The organism is Acidovorax sp. GW458-11-26-14-TSB4 (assembly GCF_059423865.1).
Genome location: NZ_JBWKYR010000003.1, coordinates 79,118 through 94,506 on the forward strand (window position 1 = coordinate 79,118; position 15,389 = coordinate 94,506).

At 65.3% G+C, this 15,389-nt stretch carries 14 protein-coding genes; 9 read left to right on the plus strand and 5 right to left on the minus strand.

Translation table 11 applies throughout. The features are described from left to right. Nucleotides 1–81: 81 nt before the first annotated feature. Both AC07X5_RS08965 and AC07X5_RS08970 read right to left on the minus strand, forming a co-directional pair. Nucleotides 82–927, minus strand: coding sequence for a glycine-rich domain-containing protein (locus AC07X5_RS08965; protein WP_494769843.1), 846 nt, complete (start codon nt 925–927; stop codon nt 82–84). Between the two features lie 89 nt (nt 928–1,016). Further along, the gene (locus AC07X5_RS08970) at nt 1,017–2,543 is read right to left on the minus strand and encodes a helicase HerA-like domain-containing protein (RefSeq protein ID WP_494769844.1); all 1,527 of its coding nucleotides are present in this window, start codon (nt 2,541–2,543) and stop codon (nt 1,017–1,019) included. A 65-nt stretch (nt 2,544–2,608) separates the two neighbouring features. Between AC07X5_RS08970 and AC07X5_RS08975 the strand changes: the two genes are divergently transcribed. From AC07X5_RS08975 to AC07X5_RS09015, 9 genes are all read left to right on the plus strand, one after another. Then, nucleotides 2,609–5,236 (plus strand): PDZ domain-containing protein, encoded by a 2,628-nt coding sequence (locus tag AC07X5_RS08975; protein WP_494769845.1) that lies wholly within the window; start codon nt 2,609–2,611, stop codon nt 5,234–5,236. A 40-nt stretch (nt 5,237–5,276) separates the two neighbouring features. Beyond that, entirely contained in the window at nt 5,277–5,996 is a 720-nt protein-coding gene (locus tag AC07X5_RS08980; RefSeq protein ID WP_494769846.1) for a YebC/PmpR family DNA-binding transcriptional regulator, read from the plus strand. Nucleotides 5,997–6,098: 102 nt separating this feature from the next. After that, nucleotides 6,099–7,379: a phosphoribosylamine--glycine ligase gene (gene purD, locus AC07X5_RS08985; protein WP_494769847.1), complete on the plus strand. Its 1,281-nt coding sequence runs from the start codon at nt 6,099–6,101 to the stop codon at nt 7,377–7,379. Beyond that, nucleotides 7,379–8,335 carry an oxygen-dependent coproporphyrinogen oxidase gene (gene hemF / locus AC07X5_RS08990; protein ID WP_409962268.1) on the plus strand — a complete coding sequence of 319 codons (957 nt, stop codon included), beginning with the start codon at nt 7,379–7,381 and terminating at the stop codon, nt 8,333–8,335. Before purD ends, hemF begins: the two co-directional genes overlap by 1 nt. Nucleotides 8,336–8,518: 183 nt before the next feature. Continuing rightward, nucleotides 8,519–9,343, plus strand: a complete 825-nt coding sequence (gene rsfS / locus AC07X5_RS08995) for a ribosome silencing factor (protein ID WP_494769848.1) — start codon at nt 8,519–8,521, stop codon at nt 9,341–9,343. A gap of 56 nt (nt 9,344–9,399) precedes the next feature. Further along, nucleotides 9,400–9,867 carry a 23S rRNA (pseudouridine(1915)-N(3))-methyltransferase RlmH gene (gene rlmH, locus AC07X5_RS09000; protein ID WP_007858784.1) on the plus strand — a complete coding sequence of 156 codons (468 nt, stop codon included), beginning with the start codon at nt 9,400–9,402 and terminating at the stop codon, nt 9,865–9,867. Between the two features lie 89 nt (nt 9,868–9,956). Further along, on the plus strand, nt 9,957–10,571 hold the full coding sequence (locus AC07X5_RS09005) for a Maf family protein (protein ID WP_409962273.1): 615 nt from the start codon (nt 9,957–9,959) through the stop codon (nt 10,569–10,571). A 28-nt stretch (nt 10,572–10,599) separates the two neighbouring features. Next, a complete protein-coding gene (rng, locus tag AC07X5_RS09010) occupies nt 10,600–12,087 on the plus strand; it encodes a ribonuclease G (RefSeq protein ID WP_494769849.1) in 1,488 nt (495 codons plus the stop codon). A gap of 13 nt (nt 12,088–12,100) precedes the next feature. Then, nucleotides 12,101–12,271: a hypothetical protein gene (locus AC07X5_RS09015; protein ID WP_494769850.1), complete on the plus strand. Its 171-nt coding sequence runs from the start codon at nt 12,101–12,103 to the stop codon at nt 12,269–12,271. A 7-nt stretch (nt 12,272–12,278) separates the two neighbouring features. Here AC07X5_RS09015 and AC07X5_RS09020 read toward each other — a convergent pair whose 3' ends face one another. From AC07X5_RS09020 to AC07X5_RS09030, 3 genes are read right to left on the minus strand one after another with little or no spacing between them, the layout of a single operon-like run. Then, the gene (locus AC07X5_RS09020; RefSeq protein WP_494769851.1) at nt 12,279–13,451 is read right to left on the minus strand and encodes a pyridoxal phosphate-dependent aminotransferase; all 1,173 of its coding nucleotides are present in this window, start codon (nt 13,449–13,451) and stop codon (nt 12,279–12,281) included. Between the two features lie 52 nt (nt 13,452–13,503). After that, the gene (locus AC07X5_RS09025; protein WP_494769852.1) at nt 13,504–14,391 is read right to left on the minus strand and encodes a class I SAM-dependent methyltransferase; all 888 of its coding nucleotides are present in this window, start codon (nt 14,389–14,391) and stop codon (nt 13,504–13,506) included. Between the two features lie 16 nt (nt 14,392–14,407). Further along, on the minus strand, nt 14,408–15,349 hold the full coding sequence (locus tag AC07X5_RS09030) for a CysB family HTH-type transcriptional regulator (RefSeq protein WP_494769853.1): 942 nt from the start codon (nt 15,347–15,349) through the stop codon (nt 14,408–14,410). Nucleotides 15,350–15,389 lie beyond the last annotated feature (40 nt).

Consider the following 15,389-nt stretch of genomic DNA (forward strand, 5'->3'; position numbering starts at 1 on the left):
TGTCCATTGTACGGGTGTGGTTATTGCCGGGGGGCTGAACGGATATTGGGGTCCCGATCAGGGCACTCGCAAGGACCGTGCTCAGTCCCCGCCACCACCGCCGCATCCTCCGCCGCCACAGCCATCGCCCCCGCTGCCGCCATCGCTGCTGTCGCTGCTGTCGCTGGAGCTGCTCGACGACGAGGAGTTGTCCGCGCCGCCGAAGTCATTCGAGCTGCCGCTGTGGCTGCCGTCCGAAAAGCTGGTGCCGCAGTAGGTGCCGCTGCCATCGCCGCCGGCGGCGCTCCGGGCCAAAATGTTGCTGCAGTCTGGCACGTAGACGAAGCCGCCGGCAATCGCCATCTTGGCGTCCAGCGCAAACAACAGGGGCAGCCGGCTCGGGGCCTTGGGGTTGATGGCCTCGTCCTTGCAGGCCCAGAACCAGGCGCGGCGCAGGCCATCGTTGTTCTTTGCCTTGGCGCCCAGGGCTTCGGCCGGCGTGTGGTGCAGAAAAAAGCCCAGCGCGTTGTGGCACCAGGTCTTGTAGGCCTGCGTGTGCAGGATGAAATCATGCCACAGCGCATCCACCGCCTTGGACGGCATGGCCACGAACTGCTTGCGGCTGCGCATGCAGGCCATGAAGAACTGGCGCAGCCCGCGCTCCACCAATTCGCAGTCCTTCTGGCTGAGGTGCGGGTAGGTCTCGCGCAGCTTGCGCTTCAGGTAGGCGGGCAGTTTCGCTTCGCGGATGTAGCGCTCGCGCACCGTGCGTGTCCATTGCACCACGATGGCGGTGACCACCACCGTGCACACCAGGTAGATGGCCCAGCGCCAGTTGGGCCGCAGCAGCCCCGCAAAGGCCGCCACCGCGGCCAGGGCCCACACTGCAATCGCCAGTTGCACCACGTTGCCGCCGTAGCGCACCAGCAGGTTGTCGATCTTGCCCATCGGCTTGCCCCTTTGACCTTGTTGTGTGTCTGTTTTCCGGGGTTGTACCTCTTTTTCAGGGGGCGGATGTGACTATTTTTTTGACGGGCTCACCGCCGCTTGCCACCACCGCCAAACACGCTGCCGAGCACGCCGCGCAGAATCTCCTTGCCCAGCGTGGTGCCCATGGTGCGCACGGCCGACTTGGCCATGGTCTGTGCCAGGCCGTCGCGCTTGCCGCCGCGCGGGCCGGTGGAGCCGAACAGCACGTCGTTCAGGCCGCCCAGCAGGCCGCCGCCTTCCTCGGCGGGGGCCGCCACGGCACCGCCCTTGCCGGCCGGGGCCTGGGCGCTGCCTGCGTCGGCGGTGCGGCCCTTGAGCTTTTCGTAGGCCGACTCGCGGTCCACCACCTTCTCGTACACCCCCGCCACCAGCGAGCTGGCCATCAGCGCCTGGCGCTGCTGAGGGGTGATGGGGCCGAGCTGGCTGCCCGGCGGCAAAACAAAGACGCGCTCGGTTACGCTGGGGCGGCCCTTGGCGTCGAGAAAGCTCACCAGCGCCTCGCCCACGGCCAGTTCGGTGATGGCGGTCTCGATATCCAGGCCCGGCTTTTGCCGCATGGTGGTGGCCGTGGCCTTCACCGCCTTCTGGTCGCGCGGGGTGAAGGCGCGCAGCGCATGCTGCACGCGGTTGCCCAACTGGGCCAGCACGCTGTCAGGAATGTCGAGGGGGTTCTGCGTCACGAAATACACGCCCACGCCCTTGGAGCGCACCAGGCGCACCACCAGCTCGATGCGCTCGACCAGCACCTTGGGCGCCTCGTTGAACAAGAGGTGGGCCTCGTCGAAGAAGAACACCAGCTTGGGCTGCTCGGGGTCGCCGATCTCGGGCAACTGCTCGAACAGCTCCGACAGCATCCACAACAGGAAGGTGGCGTACAGGCGCGGCGCGTTCATGAGCTTGTCCGCCGCCAGGATGTTCACCACGCCATGCCCATCGACGGTCTGCATGAAGTCCTGGATGTTGAGCATGGGCTCGCCGAAGAACTGCGTGCCGCCCTGCTGCTCGATCTGCAGCAGCCCGCGCTGGATGGCGCCCACGCTGGCCGCGCTCACGTTGCCGTACTCGGTCGTGAATTCCTTGCTGTTGTCGCCCACATACTGCAGCATGGCGCGCAGGTCCTTGAGGTCCAGCAGCAACAGGCCGTTGTCGTCGGCGATCTTGAACACCAGGTTGAGCACCCCGAGTTGCGTCTCATTGAGGTTGAGCATGCGCCCGAGCAGCAGCGGCCCCATGTCCGACACCGTGGCACGCACCGGGTGGCCCTGTTCGCCGAACACGTCCCAGAGCGTGGTGGGGCAGGCCAGGGGGGCGGGCAGGTCCAGCCCCCGCTCCTTGAGCGTGGCGGCCAGCTTCTCGCCGATCTTGCCGGGCTGGCTGGCACCCGTGAGGTCGCCCTTGACGTCGGCCATGAACACCGGCACGCCAATGCGCGAGAAGTTTTCGGCCAGGGTCTGCAGCGTCACCGTCTTGCCGGTGCCCGTCGCCCCGGTGATGAGCCCGTGCCGGTTGGCCAGCCCCGGAAGCAGGTGGCATTCGGTGGTGTCGTGCTTGGCTATCAGGAGTGGTTCGGCCATGGTCGGATTCCGCATCGTTGTGGGTACTGATTCGATAGCATAGGGGACAAAAGGAGAGGGTTGGGATGAATGCAAAGAAGCTTTTTTTGGAAGGGGCTCGCTCCTGGATGCTTTTCCGGGCGGGAATCTGCAGTTTTGTCCTGATCGCAGTATTGGCTGCGTCAAATGCGGTAGCGAGCTTTCCCGTCAGCGTCGGTGTGAGCTTGACGGGCCTTGCCTATGTCGACTCGAGTCCGGACACCGTGTTCGGCATTAATCTCAGCAACGGCATATTTATCTCGACTGACCGTGGTTCTTCCTGGCGTGCGTTGAATGCAGGCCGTGGGTTCAGCAAGATCCTTATGGATCCCCACGATCCGAACCGAATATTGGCCCTGCGCGAGTTTGGGTCAAGCCAAAACACCCAGTACCTCGAATCTGTGGACGGTGGCCGCACCTGGAATGAGAGGCGCGTGAAGTATGGCCTCCAGCCGGGGCGCTTCGAGGGTTTTGCGGTGCACCCTTCCCGACCGGGCCTTTGGATCGCTTTGCTCGGTGGCGAGACATGGGCAAGCCGGAACAATGGTGCGTCCTGGGAGGTGGCACCAAATCCGGCGGGGTCGATAATGCAGAGTGCTCTGTCTGCCAACGGGGAGGCGTTCTACATAGCTACAGACAAGAACGAGGTCTGGAGATCTGAAGACGGTTTTGAGTGGCATCCCACCAACTTTCCAGCGGGTCACAGACCATTGCGGATTGCCTCCCTTGCAGGCGACCGTGTGCTGGTGAAGTCTGAAAGATACTGGTGGCTTCGCAAGAAATCAGGCCCCTGGGAGCAGGTTTCCATGTTGTCTCCTTACGAGACGCGTGGAAAATTTCTGGACCATTGCCATCCACCCCTTCAATCGCCCGCCGATCCGGCATACCTGTTTGCCACCTGCACAAATAGGAACAAGTATCCCGGTGGAGTATCGACTTCGCAAGACTTCAGCACGCAGCTTCACAGCATGGATGGAGGTTTGACGTGGTCGGCTGCGGGAGGGAGCGGAATGGCCGATTCCTGGCATCCTTCTGCCATTGCCTTGCATCCGCGGGATTCATCGGTCGCATTGGTGGCTTGGGTTGAAGGGCAGGTTTACCGCACGATGGATCGGGGTGCGAGTTGGCAGTATTCCGACAGGGGGTTGCGTTTGCTTCAGCCGGGCAATGATCTTCCTGCAGAGTACCGCCTTTTTGACTTCCCGAGGGAGCGGCGCTTGAACCAAGCGGTCATGGCGCACGACATAGAGATCGTCAAGCAGATAGCTGTTGAGGGAGCCCGCATGGATGAGCGCGGAGAGGATAAGGGTTTGACCGCGATAGATTGGGCTCTTCAATTGGGTGGCAAGGTGGAGGCTCGCGGCGAGCGTATGTACTGGGAGTTGCGGGCGCTGGGAGCTCCTGTGCCGCCGCAAACGCACCCTGCCTCAGTGTCGACGATGGAATCGATGGCCCGGGGCAACTTTGGCAGTGTATTGGAGGACATGGTGCGGTCCGGTTGGCGCCTGACAATGGGTGTTGGCGAGGCGGCATCGCCTTCGGTGCTCAAGCGCTGGTCCTCGCGCCATTGCACTTCTGGCAAGGTAAGGGAGGCCACTTTGCCGTGTCCCCCATCTCTTCTGGGGCGACCCTTGGCTTTTTGGGTGGATTTGCATCTTTCCATCGTTTCACCGGGGGAGAGCGCTCAGATGATTGTCGATCTGGCGCAGTTGGGCGAACTATCGCTGGCTTCGCGTGTCGCACTCTTCGATTCTGGCAGTTACGGCGATCCCAAGGTGATTCGGCACTTGTTGCTTTCGCTGCCTGCCGATGCATCTGCGCTGCGGCGCAAGATTGCGGCAGATTACAAAGGACGCTTTGGTGACATAAGCGCCAGGGGAGATATTTATGGCGCATTGATCGGTGATCCGGGGCCCGGAAATTGGGTCTTGGACGTTCTGCCTGTTGATCGCAGTGCCTTGGAGCCAGGTAATGCGGCAATATTGGTCAAGGCTCTTTTGGGCTCTGTCGGTAGGCCCGATTGGGTCAGGGCGCTTGTGCTCGGGCATGCGGGTCCCAGAATTGATGCCAAAGGCTGGCAAGAAGTATCTGACTTCCTTGTTCTCAGTTGTGATCCGCAGTTGGTGGCATCGGCTTTGAAGGCGGGCGTACGTTTTGCTGCATCAGTGGCCAGTGTGGATCAAAGTTCCGTGAGAGTTGCGCTCAGGAAATGTGCGGATGACAGGCCCGCACGGTTTGATGCCTACCTGGGACAATTGCACCATGCAGGCCTGAGGCTGGGCTCATACGAGTGGTGGGATCTCGGCGCGGCGGAGGTGGCGGCGCTTCTCAGGTTTCCTGGTCACTCGGCCTATCGGGGCGTCACCTCGCCTGCGGCCGACGTGGGCATGATGATCGTTCAGGAGCAACAGGGCGAGGGATTTCCCAGGGTGGAATATGTGATCGAAGGCTCTCCTGCTCAGATGGCCGCTATCCGCCCTGGTGCCAGGCTCGTGTCTATTGATGGAGTGCTAACGCGTGGAATGGCGTTGAACCAAGCTCTCCTGCGTCTGCGGGGGGCGGTGGGCTCGCCGGTTGCTCTGACGGTCATAGGGGAAGACGGCCGACGGTCGACCCACCGCCTGTTTCGGCAAACCCTTCCCAACAAGCCGTCGATGGCCGTCTCCGAAAAGTAAAATCACCCCAACAGACTCTATCAATACAGAAGGACTTCCCGTGGCAGGACACAGTAAATGGGCGAATATCCAGCACCGCAAGGGGCGGCAGGATGAGAAACGCGGCAAGATCTGGACCCGCATCATTCGCGAAATCACCGTGGCGGCGCGTGCCGGTGGCGGGGACCTGTCTGCCAACCCCCGCCTGCGCCTGGCGGTGGACAAGGCCAAGGCGGCCAACATGCCGGCTGACCGCATCAAGTACAACATCGACAAGGCCACCGGCAATGCCGAGGGCCTGACCTACGAGGAAATCCGCTACGAAGGCTATGGCATCGGTGGCGTGGCCATCATGATCGACACCATGACCGACAACCGCGTGCGCACGGTGGCCGAGGTGCGCCATGCCTTCAGCAAGCACGGCGGCAGCATGGGTACAGAAGGATCGGTGGTGTTCCAGTTCAAGCACTGCGGCCAGTTGATCTTCGCGCCGGGCACCGACGAGGACAAGGTCATGGAAGTGGCGCTGGAGGCCGGCGCCGAGGACGTGCTGACCGGGGACGATGGTGCCATCGAGGTGCTGACCGCGCCCACCGACTTCGAGGCCGTGAAGAACGCCCTGGAAGCTGCCGGCCTCAAGCCCGAGGTGTCCGAGGTCACCATGCGTGCTGAAAACACCATCGAACTGGAGGGTGAAGACGCTGTGCGGATGCAAAAATTGCTCGATGTCCTGGAAGACCTGGACGATGCCCAGGAGATCTACCACAACGCTGCCCTCTGAGGCACTCTGGGGCGCTCTGGTAGCGCTGCCCCGATTGAATTCACAACACTGCTTCTGTAACGGTGCCCGGCATCCCCTGCAGACAGGTTCTAATAGGCTGGTATGAAGGTTCTTGTAATTGGTGGCGGCGGCCGTGAACACGCAATGGCCTGGAAGCTCAGCCAGTCGCCCAAGGTCACGAAGGTGTACGTGGCGCCGGGCAATGGTGGCACGGCCCTGAACTCCAAGCTGGAGAATGTGGCCATCACCGACGTGCGCGAGCTGCGCAAGTGGGCGCTGGCCGAGAAGATCGCTCTCTCGGTGGTGGGCCCCGAGGCCCCGCTGGCCGCTGGCGTGGTCGATGAATTCCGCACGCACGGCCTGCGCGTGTTCGGCCCCACGCAGGCCGCGGCCCAGCTCGAAAGCTCCAAGGCCTTCTCCAAGGCCTTCATGCGCCGCCACGGCATTCCCACGGCGGACTACGACACCTTCACCGACCCGGTGGCGGCGCACGCCTTCGTGGACCGCCTGGGTGCGCCCATCGTCATCAAGGCCGACGGCCTGGCGGCGGGCAAGGGCGTGGTCGTAGCCATGACGCTCAAGGAAGCCCATGATGCCGTGGACTTCATGCTGGTGGACAACAAATACGGCGTGGCGCACAACGAGGGTGGCGCGCGTGTGGTGATCGAGGCCTTCCTCGAGGGCGAGGAAGCCTCCTTCATCGTGCTGTGCGACGGCAAGAACGTGCTGGCCCTGGCCACCAGCCAGGACCACAAGCGCCTGAAGGACGGCGACGAAGGCCCCAACACCGGCGGCATGGGCGCGTATTCGCCCGCGCCCGTGGTCACGGCCGACGTGCACGCCCGCGCCATGCGCGAAATCATCCTGCCCACCATCCGCGGCATGGAAAAGGATGGCATCCCCTACACCGGTTTCCTGTACGCCGGCCTGATGATCGACGCCAAGGGCCATCCCAAGACGCTCGAATTCAACTGCCGCATGGGCGACCCCGAGACCCAGCCCATCCTGATGCGCCTGAAAAGCGACCTGGCAGACGTGCTGGGCGCCGGTGTGGACGGCAAGCTCGACCAGGTCGAACTGCAGTGGGACCGCCGCACCGCGCTGGGCGTGGTGATGGCCGCCCATGGCTACCCGGAGAACCCCCGCAAGGGCGACACCATCACCGGCCTGCCGGCCGATGCGGACGATGCCGTGGTCTTCCATGCGGGCACGGCCCTAAAGGACGGCGTGGTCAGCGTCACGGGTGGCCGCGTGCTGTGTGTGACCGTGCTGGCCGACAGCGTCAAGCAGGCGCAGCAGCGCGCCTACGATGTGGCACGCAACATCCATTTCGACGGCGCGCAGTACCGCCGCGATATCGGCTTCAGGGCTGTGAAGGCCTGATGACCCCATCGACGCTGAACGCTGCCGACACGGTGGCGCGCGTGCGCGGCTACCTGCAAGGGCTGCAGCTGCGAATCACCGATGCGCTGGAGGCCGTGGAAGGCGAGGGCGGTGCGCGCTTTCTGGCCGATGCCTGGCGCAAGGAGCCCGGCGAGCCGCTGCAGGGCGATGGCGTCACGCGCATCCTCGAAGGCGGGCGCGTGTTCGAGCGCGCGGGCTGTGGCTTCTCGCATGTGCGCGGGCCGCTGTTGCCGCCATCGGCCACGCAGCACCGGCCCGAGCTGGCGGGAGCGCCGTTCGAGGCCATGGGCGTGTCGCTGGTGTTCCACCCGCGCAATCCCTATGTGCCCACGGTGCACATGAACGTGCGCATGATCGCTGCCGGCCACCCGGGCCAGACGCCGACCTGCTGGTTCGGCGGCGGCATGGACCTCACGCCGTACTACGGCTTCGAGGAGGATGCGGTGCACTTCCACCGCAGTTGCCGCGATGCACTGGCGCCGTTTGGCGAGGACAAGTACCCGCGCTTCAAGCAGTGGTGCGACGAATACTTCTTCCTCAAGCACCGCCATGAGCAGCGTGGCGTGGGCGGGGTGTTCTTCGACGACTTCTCGGAGCTGGGCTTCGAGCAGAGCCTGGCCATGACGCAATCCGTGGGCGATGCCTTCCTGTCGGCCTACCTGCCCATCGTGGAAAGGCGCCAGGGCATGCCCCATGGCGAGCGCGAGCGCGAGTTCCAGCTCTACCGCCGCGGGCGCTATGTGGAGTTCAACCTGGTCTGGGACCGGGGCACGCATTTCGGTCTGCAGTCGGGGGGGCGCACCGAGTCCATTCTGCTGTCCATGCCGCCCCTGGTGTCCTGGGCCTACCGGCGCCAGGAAGAGGCCGCCTCGGCCGAGGCGGCGCTCACCGAGCACTTCCTGGTGCCGCGCGACTGGCTCTCCGAGGCTGGCTGAAACCGCCTCTTTTTCCAAAAAAGCTATAATTTCAATAGCTGCCCGCGCTTTTGGCGCCAGCAGCACCGGGTTCAAACACCCGCCATTGCCTGAGCGCCACCGCGCAACACCTGAGGCCCAGCCCACTGGCTGCACACTCCGTTGCGCGCTATATTGATTCCATTCCTTATAAATCACCGCCTGATGACCACATCCACCAAATCGGAAACCGCCTCCAAGAAAGACGTCACCAAACTCCAGCGCGCCATCGTCGATGGCCTGGAAGACGTCAAGGCGCAAGACATCCAGGTCTTCAACACCGAGCATCTCTCGCCGCTGTTTGAACGGGTCATCGTGGCATCGGGCACCTCCAACCGCCAGACCAAGGCGCTGGCCGCCAGCGTGCGCGACGCGGTGAAGGAAGCGGGCTTCTCCAAGCCGCGCATCGAGGGCGAGGACAACGGCGAGTGGATCATCGTGGACTGCGGCGCTGCCGTGGCGCACATCATGCAGCCCGCCATCCGCCAGTACTACCGCCTGGAAGAGCTGTGGGGCGAGGTGCCCGTGCGAATGAAGCTGGGTGCGGCCAAGCCGGCATCGTCTGCAGCCACCGAGTTGGCCGAGAAGAAGTCGGCGCAGAAGGCCGCCAAGTCCGATGCCAAATCGGCCGCCAAGAGCGGTACCTCGGCCCGCCCCGCGGCCAAGAAGGCGGCAGCACCTGCCAAGTCGGCTGCCCGCCCCGCCGCCAAGTCTGCGGCCAAGCCGGCAGCCAAGGCCCCCGCAAAGGCACCGAGCCGCGCCCCGGCAAAGACCGGCACGGCCTCCAAGGCCGCACCGGCCAAGTCCGCCGTGAAGACCAGCCCTGCAGCCAAGAAGCCCGTCGCCACCAAGGCCCCGATCAAGACCATCGTGGTCAAGCCATCGACGCCTCGCAGCAAGGCCAATGCCGAGGCCGCCAAGCCCGCTTCGCGCGGTGGTGCACGGCCAGCCGCCAAGGCCCCCGCCAAAAGGGCACCGGGCCGCAAGTGAGGCGATGCAGGCGGGTTCCGTCCCGTTCCCCGCAATCTCCTGGCGCCTGAACTGCCATGAAACTGTTGATTGTGGCCGTGGGCCAGCGTGTGCCTGACTGGGCGCAGACCGCTTACGACGACTATGCCAAGCGCTTCCCGCCCGAGCTCAAGGTCGAGCTCAAGGCGGTGAAGACCGAGCCGCGCGGCTCCAAGACCCTGGAGACGCTGTACGCCGCCGAGCGTGAGCGCATCGAGGCCGCCATTCCACGGGGTACCCGCGTGGTGGCGCTCGACGAGCGCGGCACCAACCTCACCACCAAGGCTTTGGCCGAGCGGCTCAAGGGCTGGCAATTGGGCGGTGATGACGTGGCGCTCGTCATCGGCGGACCGGACGGGCTGGACCCGGCCTTTCGCCAGGCGGCGCACGAGCGCATCCGCCTGTCCGACCTGACCTTGCCTCACGCCATGGTGCGGGTGCTGCTGATCGAGCAGCTGTACCGCGCCTGGTCGGTGAACGCCGGCCATCCCTACCATCGCGAATAGCGCGGGGGGCGTGATTTGCTACCGATTGCGTAGCAAGTGGTAAGAAGTGCACGGGATCGTAAGCTGGTTCTTGGTTATGCTCCAGCACCATGCCGGACTTCATCTACCTCGCCTCCCAAAGCCCCCGCCGCCGCCAACTGCTCGACCAATTGGGCGTGCGCCATGAACTGCTCGTGCCCAATGTGGACGGCGACATGGGCGAGGATGCCGAGGCCATCGAAGAGGTACGCCCCGGCGAGGTGCCCACCGCCTATGTGCAGCGCGTCACCGGCCTCAAGCTCGACGCCGCCATGGCCCGCCGCGCGCGCCGCGGCCTGCCCGAGGCACCCATCCTGTGTTCCGACACCACGGTCGCCCTGGGCCGCGCCATCTACGGCAAGCCCGACGATGCCGCGCATGCCGCGCGCATGCTGACCGAGCTGGCGGGGCGCACGCACCGCGTGCTCACGGCCGTGGCGCTGCAGATGGGCACGCGCCGCGTGGCGGCGCTGTCGGTGTCGCGCGTCACCTTTGCCGCGCTCACGCCGCAGCAGGTCGAAGACTACGTGAACACCGGCGAGCCACTGGGCAAGGCCGGCGCCTATGGCGTGCAGGGCAGGGCGGCGGCCTTCATTCCGCAACTGAGCGGCAGTTATTCGGGCATCATGGGCTTGCCGATGTACGAGACCGCTCAGCTGCTGCGCGCAGCTGGCTTCCCCGTCTGAAGAAACAACACAAAAACTGCTGACGACCATGCAACAAGACATCCTCATCAACTGGTCGCCCCAGGAGACACGCGTCGCCATCGTTGAACATGGCGCGGTTCAGGAGCTGCATATCGAGCGCACGCTGGAGCGCGGCCTGGTGGGCAATGTCTACCTGGGCAAGGTCTCGCGCGTGCTGCCGGGCATGCAGTCGGCCTTCATCGACATCGGGCTGGAGCGTGCCGCCTTTTTGCACGTGGCTGATGTCTGGCAGCGCCAGCCCGATGGCGAGCCGCCTGCGTTCGCGCGCAAGGGCGAGCCGCAGGTGCCCATCGAAAAGCAGGTGTTCGAAGGCCAGTCGCTCATGGTTCAGGTCATCAAGGACCCCATCGGCACCAAGGGCGCGCGCCTGTCCACGCAGATCAGCATAGCGGGGCGGCTGCTGGTGTTCCTGCCGCAGGACGACCATGTGGGCGTGTCGCAGAAGATCCCGTCGGCCGAACGCGATGCGCTGCGCACGCGCCTGCAGGCCCTGGTGGGCGACAAGGCCTCGGGCGGTGGCGGCGGCTTCATCCTGCGCACCAATGGCGAGGACTCGACCGACGCCGAGCTGGCTGAGGACATCGCCTACCTGCGCAAGACCTGGACGCGCATCAAGGAGGCCTCGCTCAAGCTGCCGCCCATGTCGCTGCTGCACCAGGACCTCGATCTGCTGCAGCGCGTGCTGCGCGACCTGGTGGGCGACCATACCCAGACCATCCGCCTCGATTCGCTGGAACAGTTCCAGCGCCTGCGCGCCTTCGGGCAGGAGTTCATGCCAGCTGCGGCGCCCAAGCTGCAGCACTACAAGGGCGAGCGGCCGATCTTCGACCTGTACTCCATCGACGAAGAGGTGGCCAAGGCCCTGGGCCGCAGGGTGGACCTCAAATCCGGCGGCTACCTCATCGTGGACCAGACCGAAGCGCTCACCACCATCGACGTGAACACCGGCGGCTACGTGGGGGCGCGCAATTTCGACGACACCATCTTCAAGACCAACCTGGAGGCGGCCCAGGCCATCGCGCGACAGCTGCGCCTGCGCAACCTGGGCGGCATCATCATCGTCGACTTCATCGACATGGTGCAGGGCGGGCACCAGGACGCCGTGCTCAGCGAGTTCAGGAAGCAGCTCGCGCGCGACCGCGTGAAGACCATGGCCGGCGGCTTCTCGCAGCTGGGCCTGGTGGAGATGACGCGCAAGCGCACGCGCGAATCCCTGGCCCACATGCTGTGCGAGCCCTGCGAGGCCTGCCAGGGCAAGGGCAGCGTGAAGACCGCGCGCAGCGTGTGCTACGACATCCTGCGCGAGATCCTGCGCGAGGCGCGCCAGTTCAACCCGCGCGAGTTCCGCGTGGTCGCCTCGGCGCGCGTGGTGGAGCTGTTCCTCGACGAGGAAAGCCAGCACCTGGCCGGGCTGTCGGACTTCATCCGCAAGCCCATCTCGCTGCAGGCCGAGAGTGCCATGGGGCAGGAGCAGTACGACATCGTGCTGCTGTAGCTGCGCCTGTCCGATGGCCCTGGACCCACAGGTGGCGCGCTGGAATGGGCAGTCCCTTTCCAGCGGGCAACTGGCGCGTGTCTATGGCTTCACGGACCTGGACGGCGGCCAGCCCGATGCCTGGGGCCATATGCTGGCCGAAGAGCGGGCTGGCAAGCCGGTGGATGTGGCGGGCTACCGCTGACGGCGCGTCACAGCTTGCGCAGGCGCTCCAGCGCCGCGCGCAAGGTGTCATCCTTCTTGGCGAAGCAAAAGCGCACCACGCGTTGGTCGAAGCCGTCGCCGTAAAAGGCCGACAGCGGGATCGCGGCCACGCCGATCTCGCGCGTGAGCCATTGGCAGAAGTCCGATTCGCTCTGGTCGCTCACGGCCGAGATGTCCACGCACTGGAAGTAGCTGCCCGTGCTGGGCAGGAGCTTCAGGCGCGAGCCGGCCAGGCCTTCGCGGAACAGGTCGCGCTTGGCCTGGTAGAAGGCGGGCAGCTGCAGGTAGGGCGCAGGGTCCTTGAGGTACGAAGCCAGGCCGTACTGCACGGGGGTGTTCACCGTGAACACATTGAACTGGTGCACCTTGCGGAACTCGGCCGTGAGCGCCGCGGGCGCGGCCACGGTGCCCACCTTCCAGCCCGTGACGTGGAAGGTCTTGCCGAAGCTCGAGACGATGAAGGCGCGCGCCGCCAGGCCGGCGAAGCGCGCAGCGCTCTGGTGCTGGCCGCCGTCGAACACCATGTGCTCGTAGACCTCGTCGCTGATGAGCAGGATGTCGGTGGGGGCGAGCAGGTCCTGCACGGCCTGCATGTCCTCGGCGCTCCAGACGGTGGCGCTGGGGTTGTGCGGGGTGTTGATCAGGATGGCGCGCGTGCGCGGCGTGATGGCGGCGCTGATCTTGGCGAAGTCGGGGCGGAAGGTGCCGGGCGTGAGCGGCACGCGCACTGCCACACCGCCGGCCAGCTCGATGTTGGGCACGTAGCTGTCGTAGCAGGGGTCGAGCACGATGACCTCGTCGCCCGGGTGCACCACGGCCAGGATGGCGGTGATGATGGCCTGGGTGGCGCCAGCGGTGATGGTGATCTCGCTCGCCGGGTCGTAGCGGCGGCCGTGCAGGGCCTCGATCTTGGCGGAGACGGCCTCGCGCAGCGCGGGCACGCCGGTCATGGGCGGGTACTGGTTGTGGCCGGCCTGCATGGCGGCGGTGACGGCATCGACCAGGGCCGGGTCGCAGGCGAAGTCCGGAAAACCCTGGCCCAGGTTGACGGCGTTGTGCTCGGCCGCCAGGGCCGACATCACGGTGAAGATGGTGGTGCCCACCTGGGGAAGCTTGCTGGCGATGGCGGGAGTGCGTGCGGTATCGGTCGCGAGGGTCATGGGACAGGGGGAGGAAAGGAGGGGGAGGAGGTCAATGTGCGAGGCTGGCACCCTAGCCGCCATTGCGGCGGAAAATCACCACGTCGATGTCGCTCGGGGCACCCCAGCGCACCAGCGGGTAAGCGGCCACGATGGCCAGCCAGATCAGCGGGGCCAGCCAGCGCAGGCCCGACTTCACATAGGCGATTCGTGCATACAGGCCATCGAGGTGGACGCTTGCCAGGTGGGCCGAGTCGATCAGGGTGAGGCCGTGCCGCGCACTCAGATGGGTCAGGTTGCGCGCGTTGAAGTAATGCAGGTGGGGCGAGGGCATGCCCTTTTGCCACAGCCGGTCGAAGAAGGCGCCGGCCCCTAAGCGGTGCAGCAGCTTGCTGGTGCGGTAGAAGACGCCGCGGCTGGAGGGCAGGTTCAGCACCAGCAGCCCGCCGGGGGCCAGCCGGGCAATGCACTGCGCCAGCAGCGCATCGGAATGCGGGATGTGCTCGAACACGTCGTTGAAGACGATGGCGTCGAACTGCTCGCTCTCGGCCAGCACATCGGGAAAGAAGCCCTCGCGCACCGGCACACCGCTGCGCTGCGCCTGCTCGCAGACCGCGTGGTCCGGCTCCAGGCCCAGGACGGTGAAGCCGCGGTCGGCTGCGGCTTTCACGAACCAGCCATGGGCAGCGCCCACGTCCAGCAAGCGCGTGCCGGCCGGCGTGATGTGGCGGCCCATGCGGTCCAGCAACTGGTGGAAATTGGCCTCGCGCAGGGCCTTGAGGCCGGTATCGCGCTGGCCTTCATCGACCTTTTCGTGGGATCGGGCTTCGTTGATCGCGGGCGCCAGCTGCGCCGCTTCATAGCCGCACAGGGGGCACACCCAATGCCATTCCTCCAGGCCGGCGCGCAGCGCCTGGCCACAGCAAACGCAAGGAACTGCCGCGGAGGAAAGAGTACTCATCGGGCATCACACCTTCTCAAAGTTCGTAGTCGTTGACGTGGCCGCTCATGGCGCGGGCGATGAGCTCGCGGCTCAGGCGGTCGCTGAGCAATTCTGCGAATTTGTACACGAAATTGCGCAGGTAGGCCCCGCGTTTGAAGGCTACGCGGGCCACACTCTGGCCGAACAGGTGGCCTACCGGGCGCACCACCAGGTCGCCCACGGGGTCGTCGCGCATGGCCATCTCGGCCACGATGCCGATCCCCAGGCCCAGGCGCACATAGGTCTTGATCACGTCCGAGTCGATGGCTTCGAGCGCGATGCGCGGCTGCAGGCGGCGTGCGGCAAAGGCATGGTCGATCTTGCCGCGGCCGGTGAACGAGGGGTGGTAGGTGATGAGCGCCTCGTGCGCGATGTCGTCGAGGCCGATGCGTTCCTTCTGCGCCAGCGCATGGCCGGGCGGCAGCACCAGCACGTGCTCCCATTCGTAGCAAGGCAGGGTGACGAGCTCGGGGTAGTCGGCCAGGGACTCGGTGGCCATGCCGATCTCGGCCACCTCGTCGATGACCATGCGCGCCACCTGGTCGGGCGTGGCCTGGTGCAGGCTGATGTTGACCTTGGGGTAGGCCTCGCGCAGGCGCGCCACGGGCACCGGCAGCACGTAGCGGGCCTGGGTGTGGGTGGTGGCAATGCTCAGCGTGCCGTTGTCCTGGGCGCTGAACTGCTCGCCGATGCGCTTGAGGTTCCCCACCTCGCGCATGATGACCTCGATGCTCTTGAGCACGTGCTGGCCGGGCTCGGTGATGCGCTTGAGCCGCTTGCCGTGGCGCGCGAAGATGTCCACGCCGAGTTCTTCCTCCAGCTCGATGATGGCCTTGGAGACGCCGGGTTGGGAGGTGTGCAGCGCCTTGGCGGCTTCGGTCAGGTTCAGGTTGCGCCGGGCAGCCTCTTGGACGAAGCGGAATTGGTGCAGATTCATATCTGATATCGCCTAAAGAGTTGCATCATTATGCTGCAAG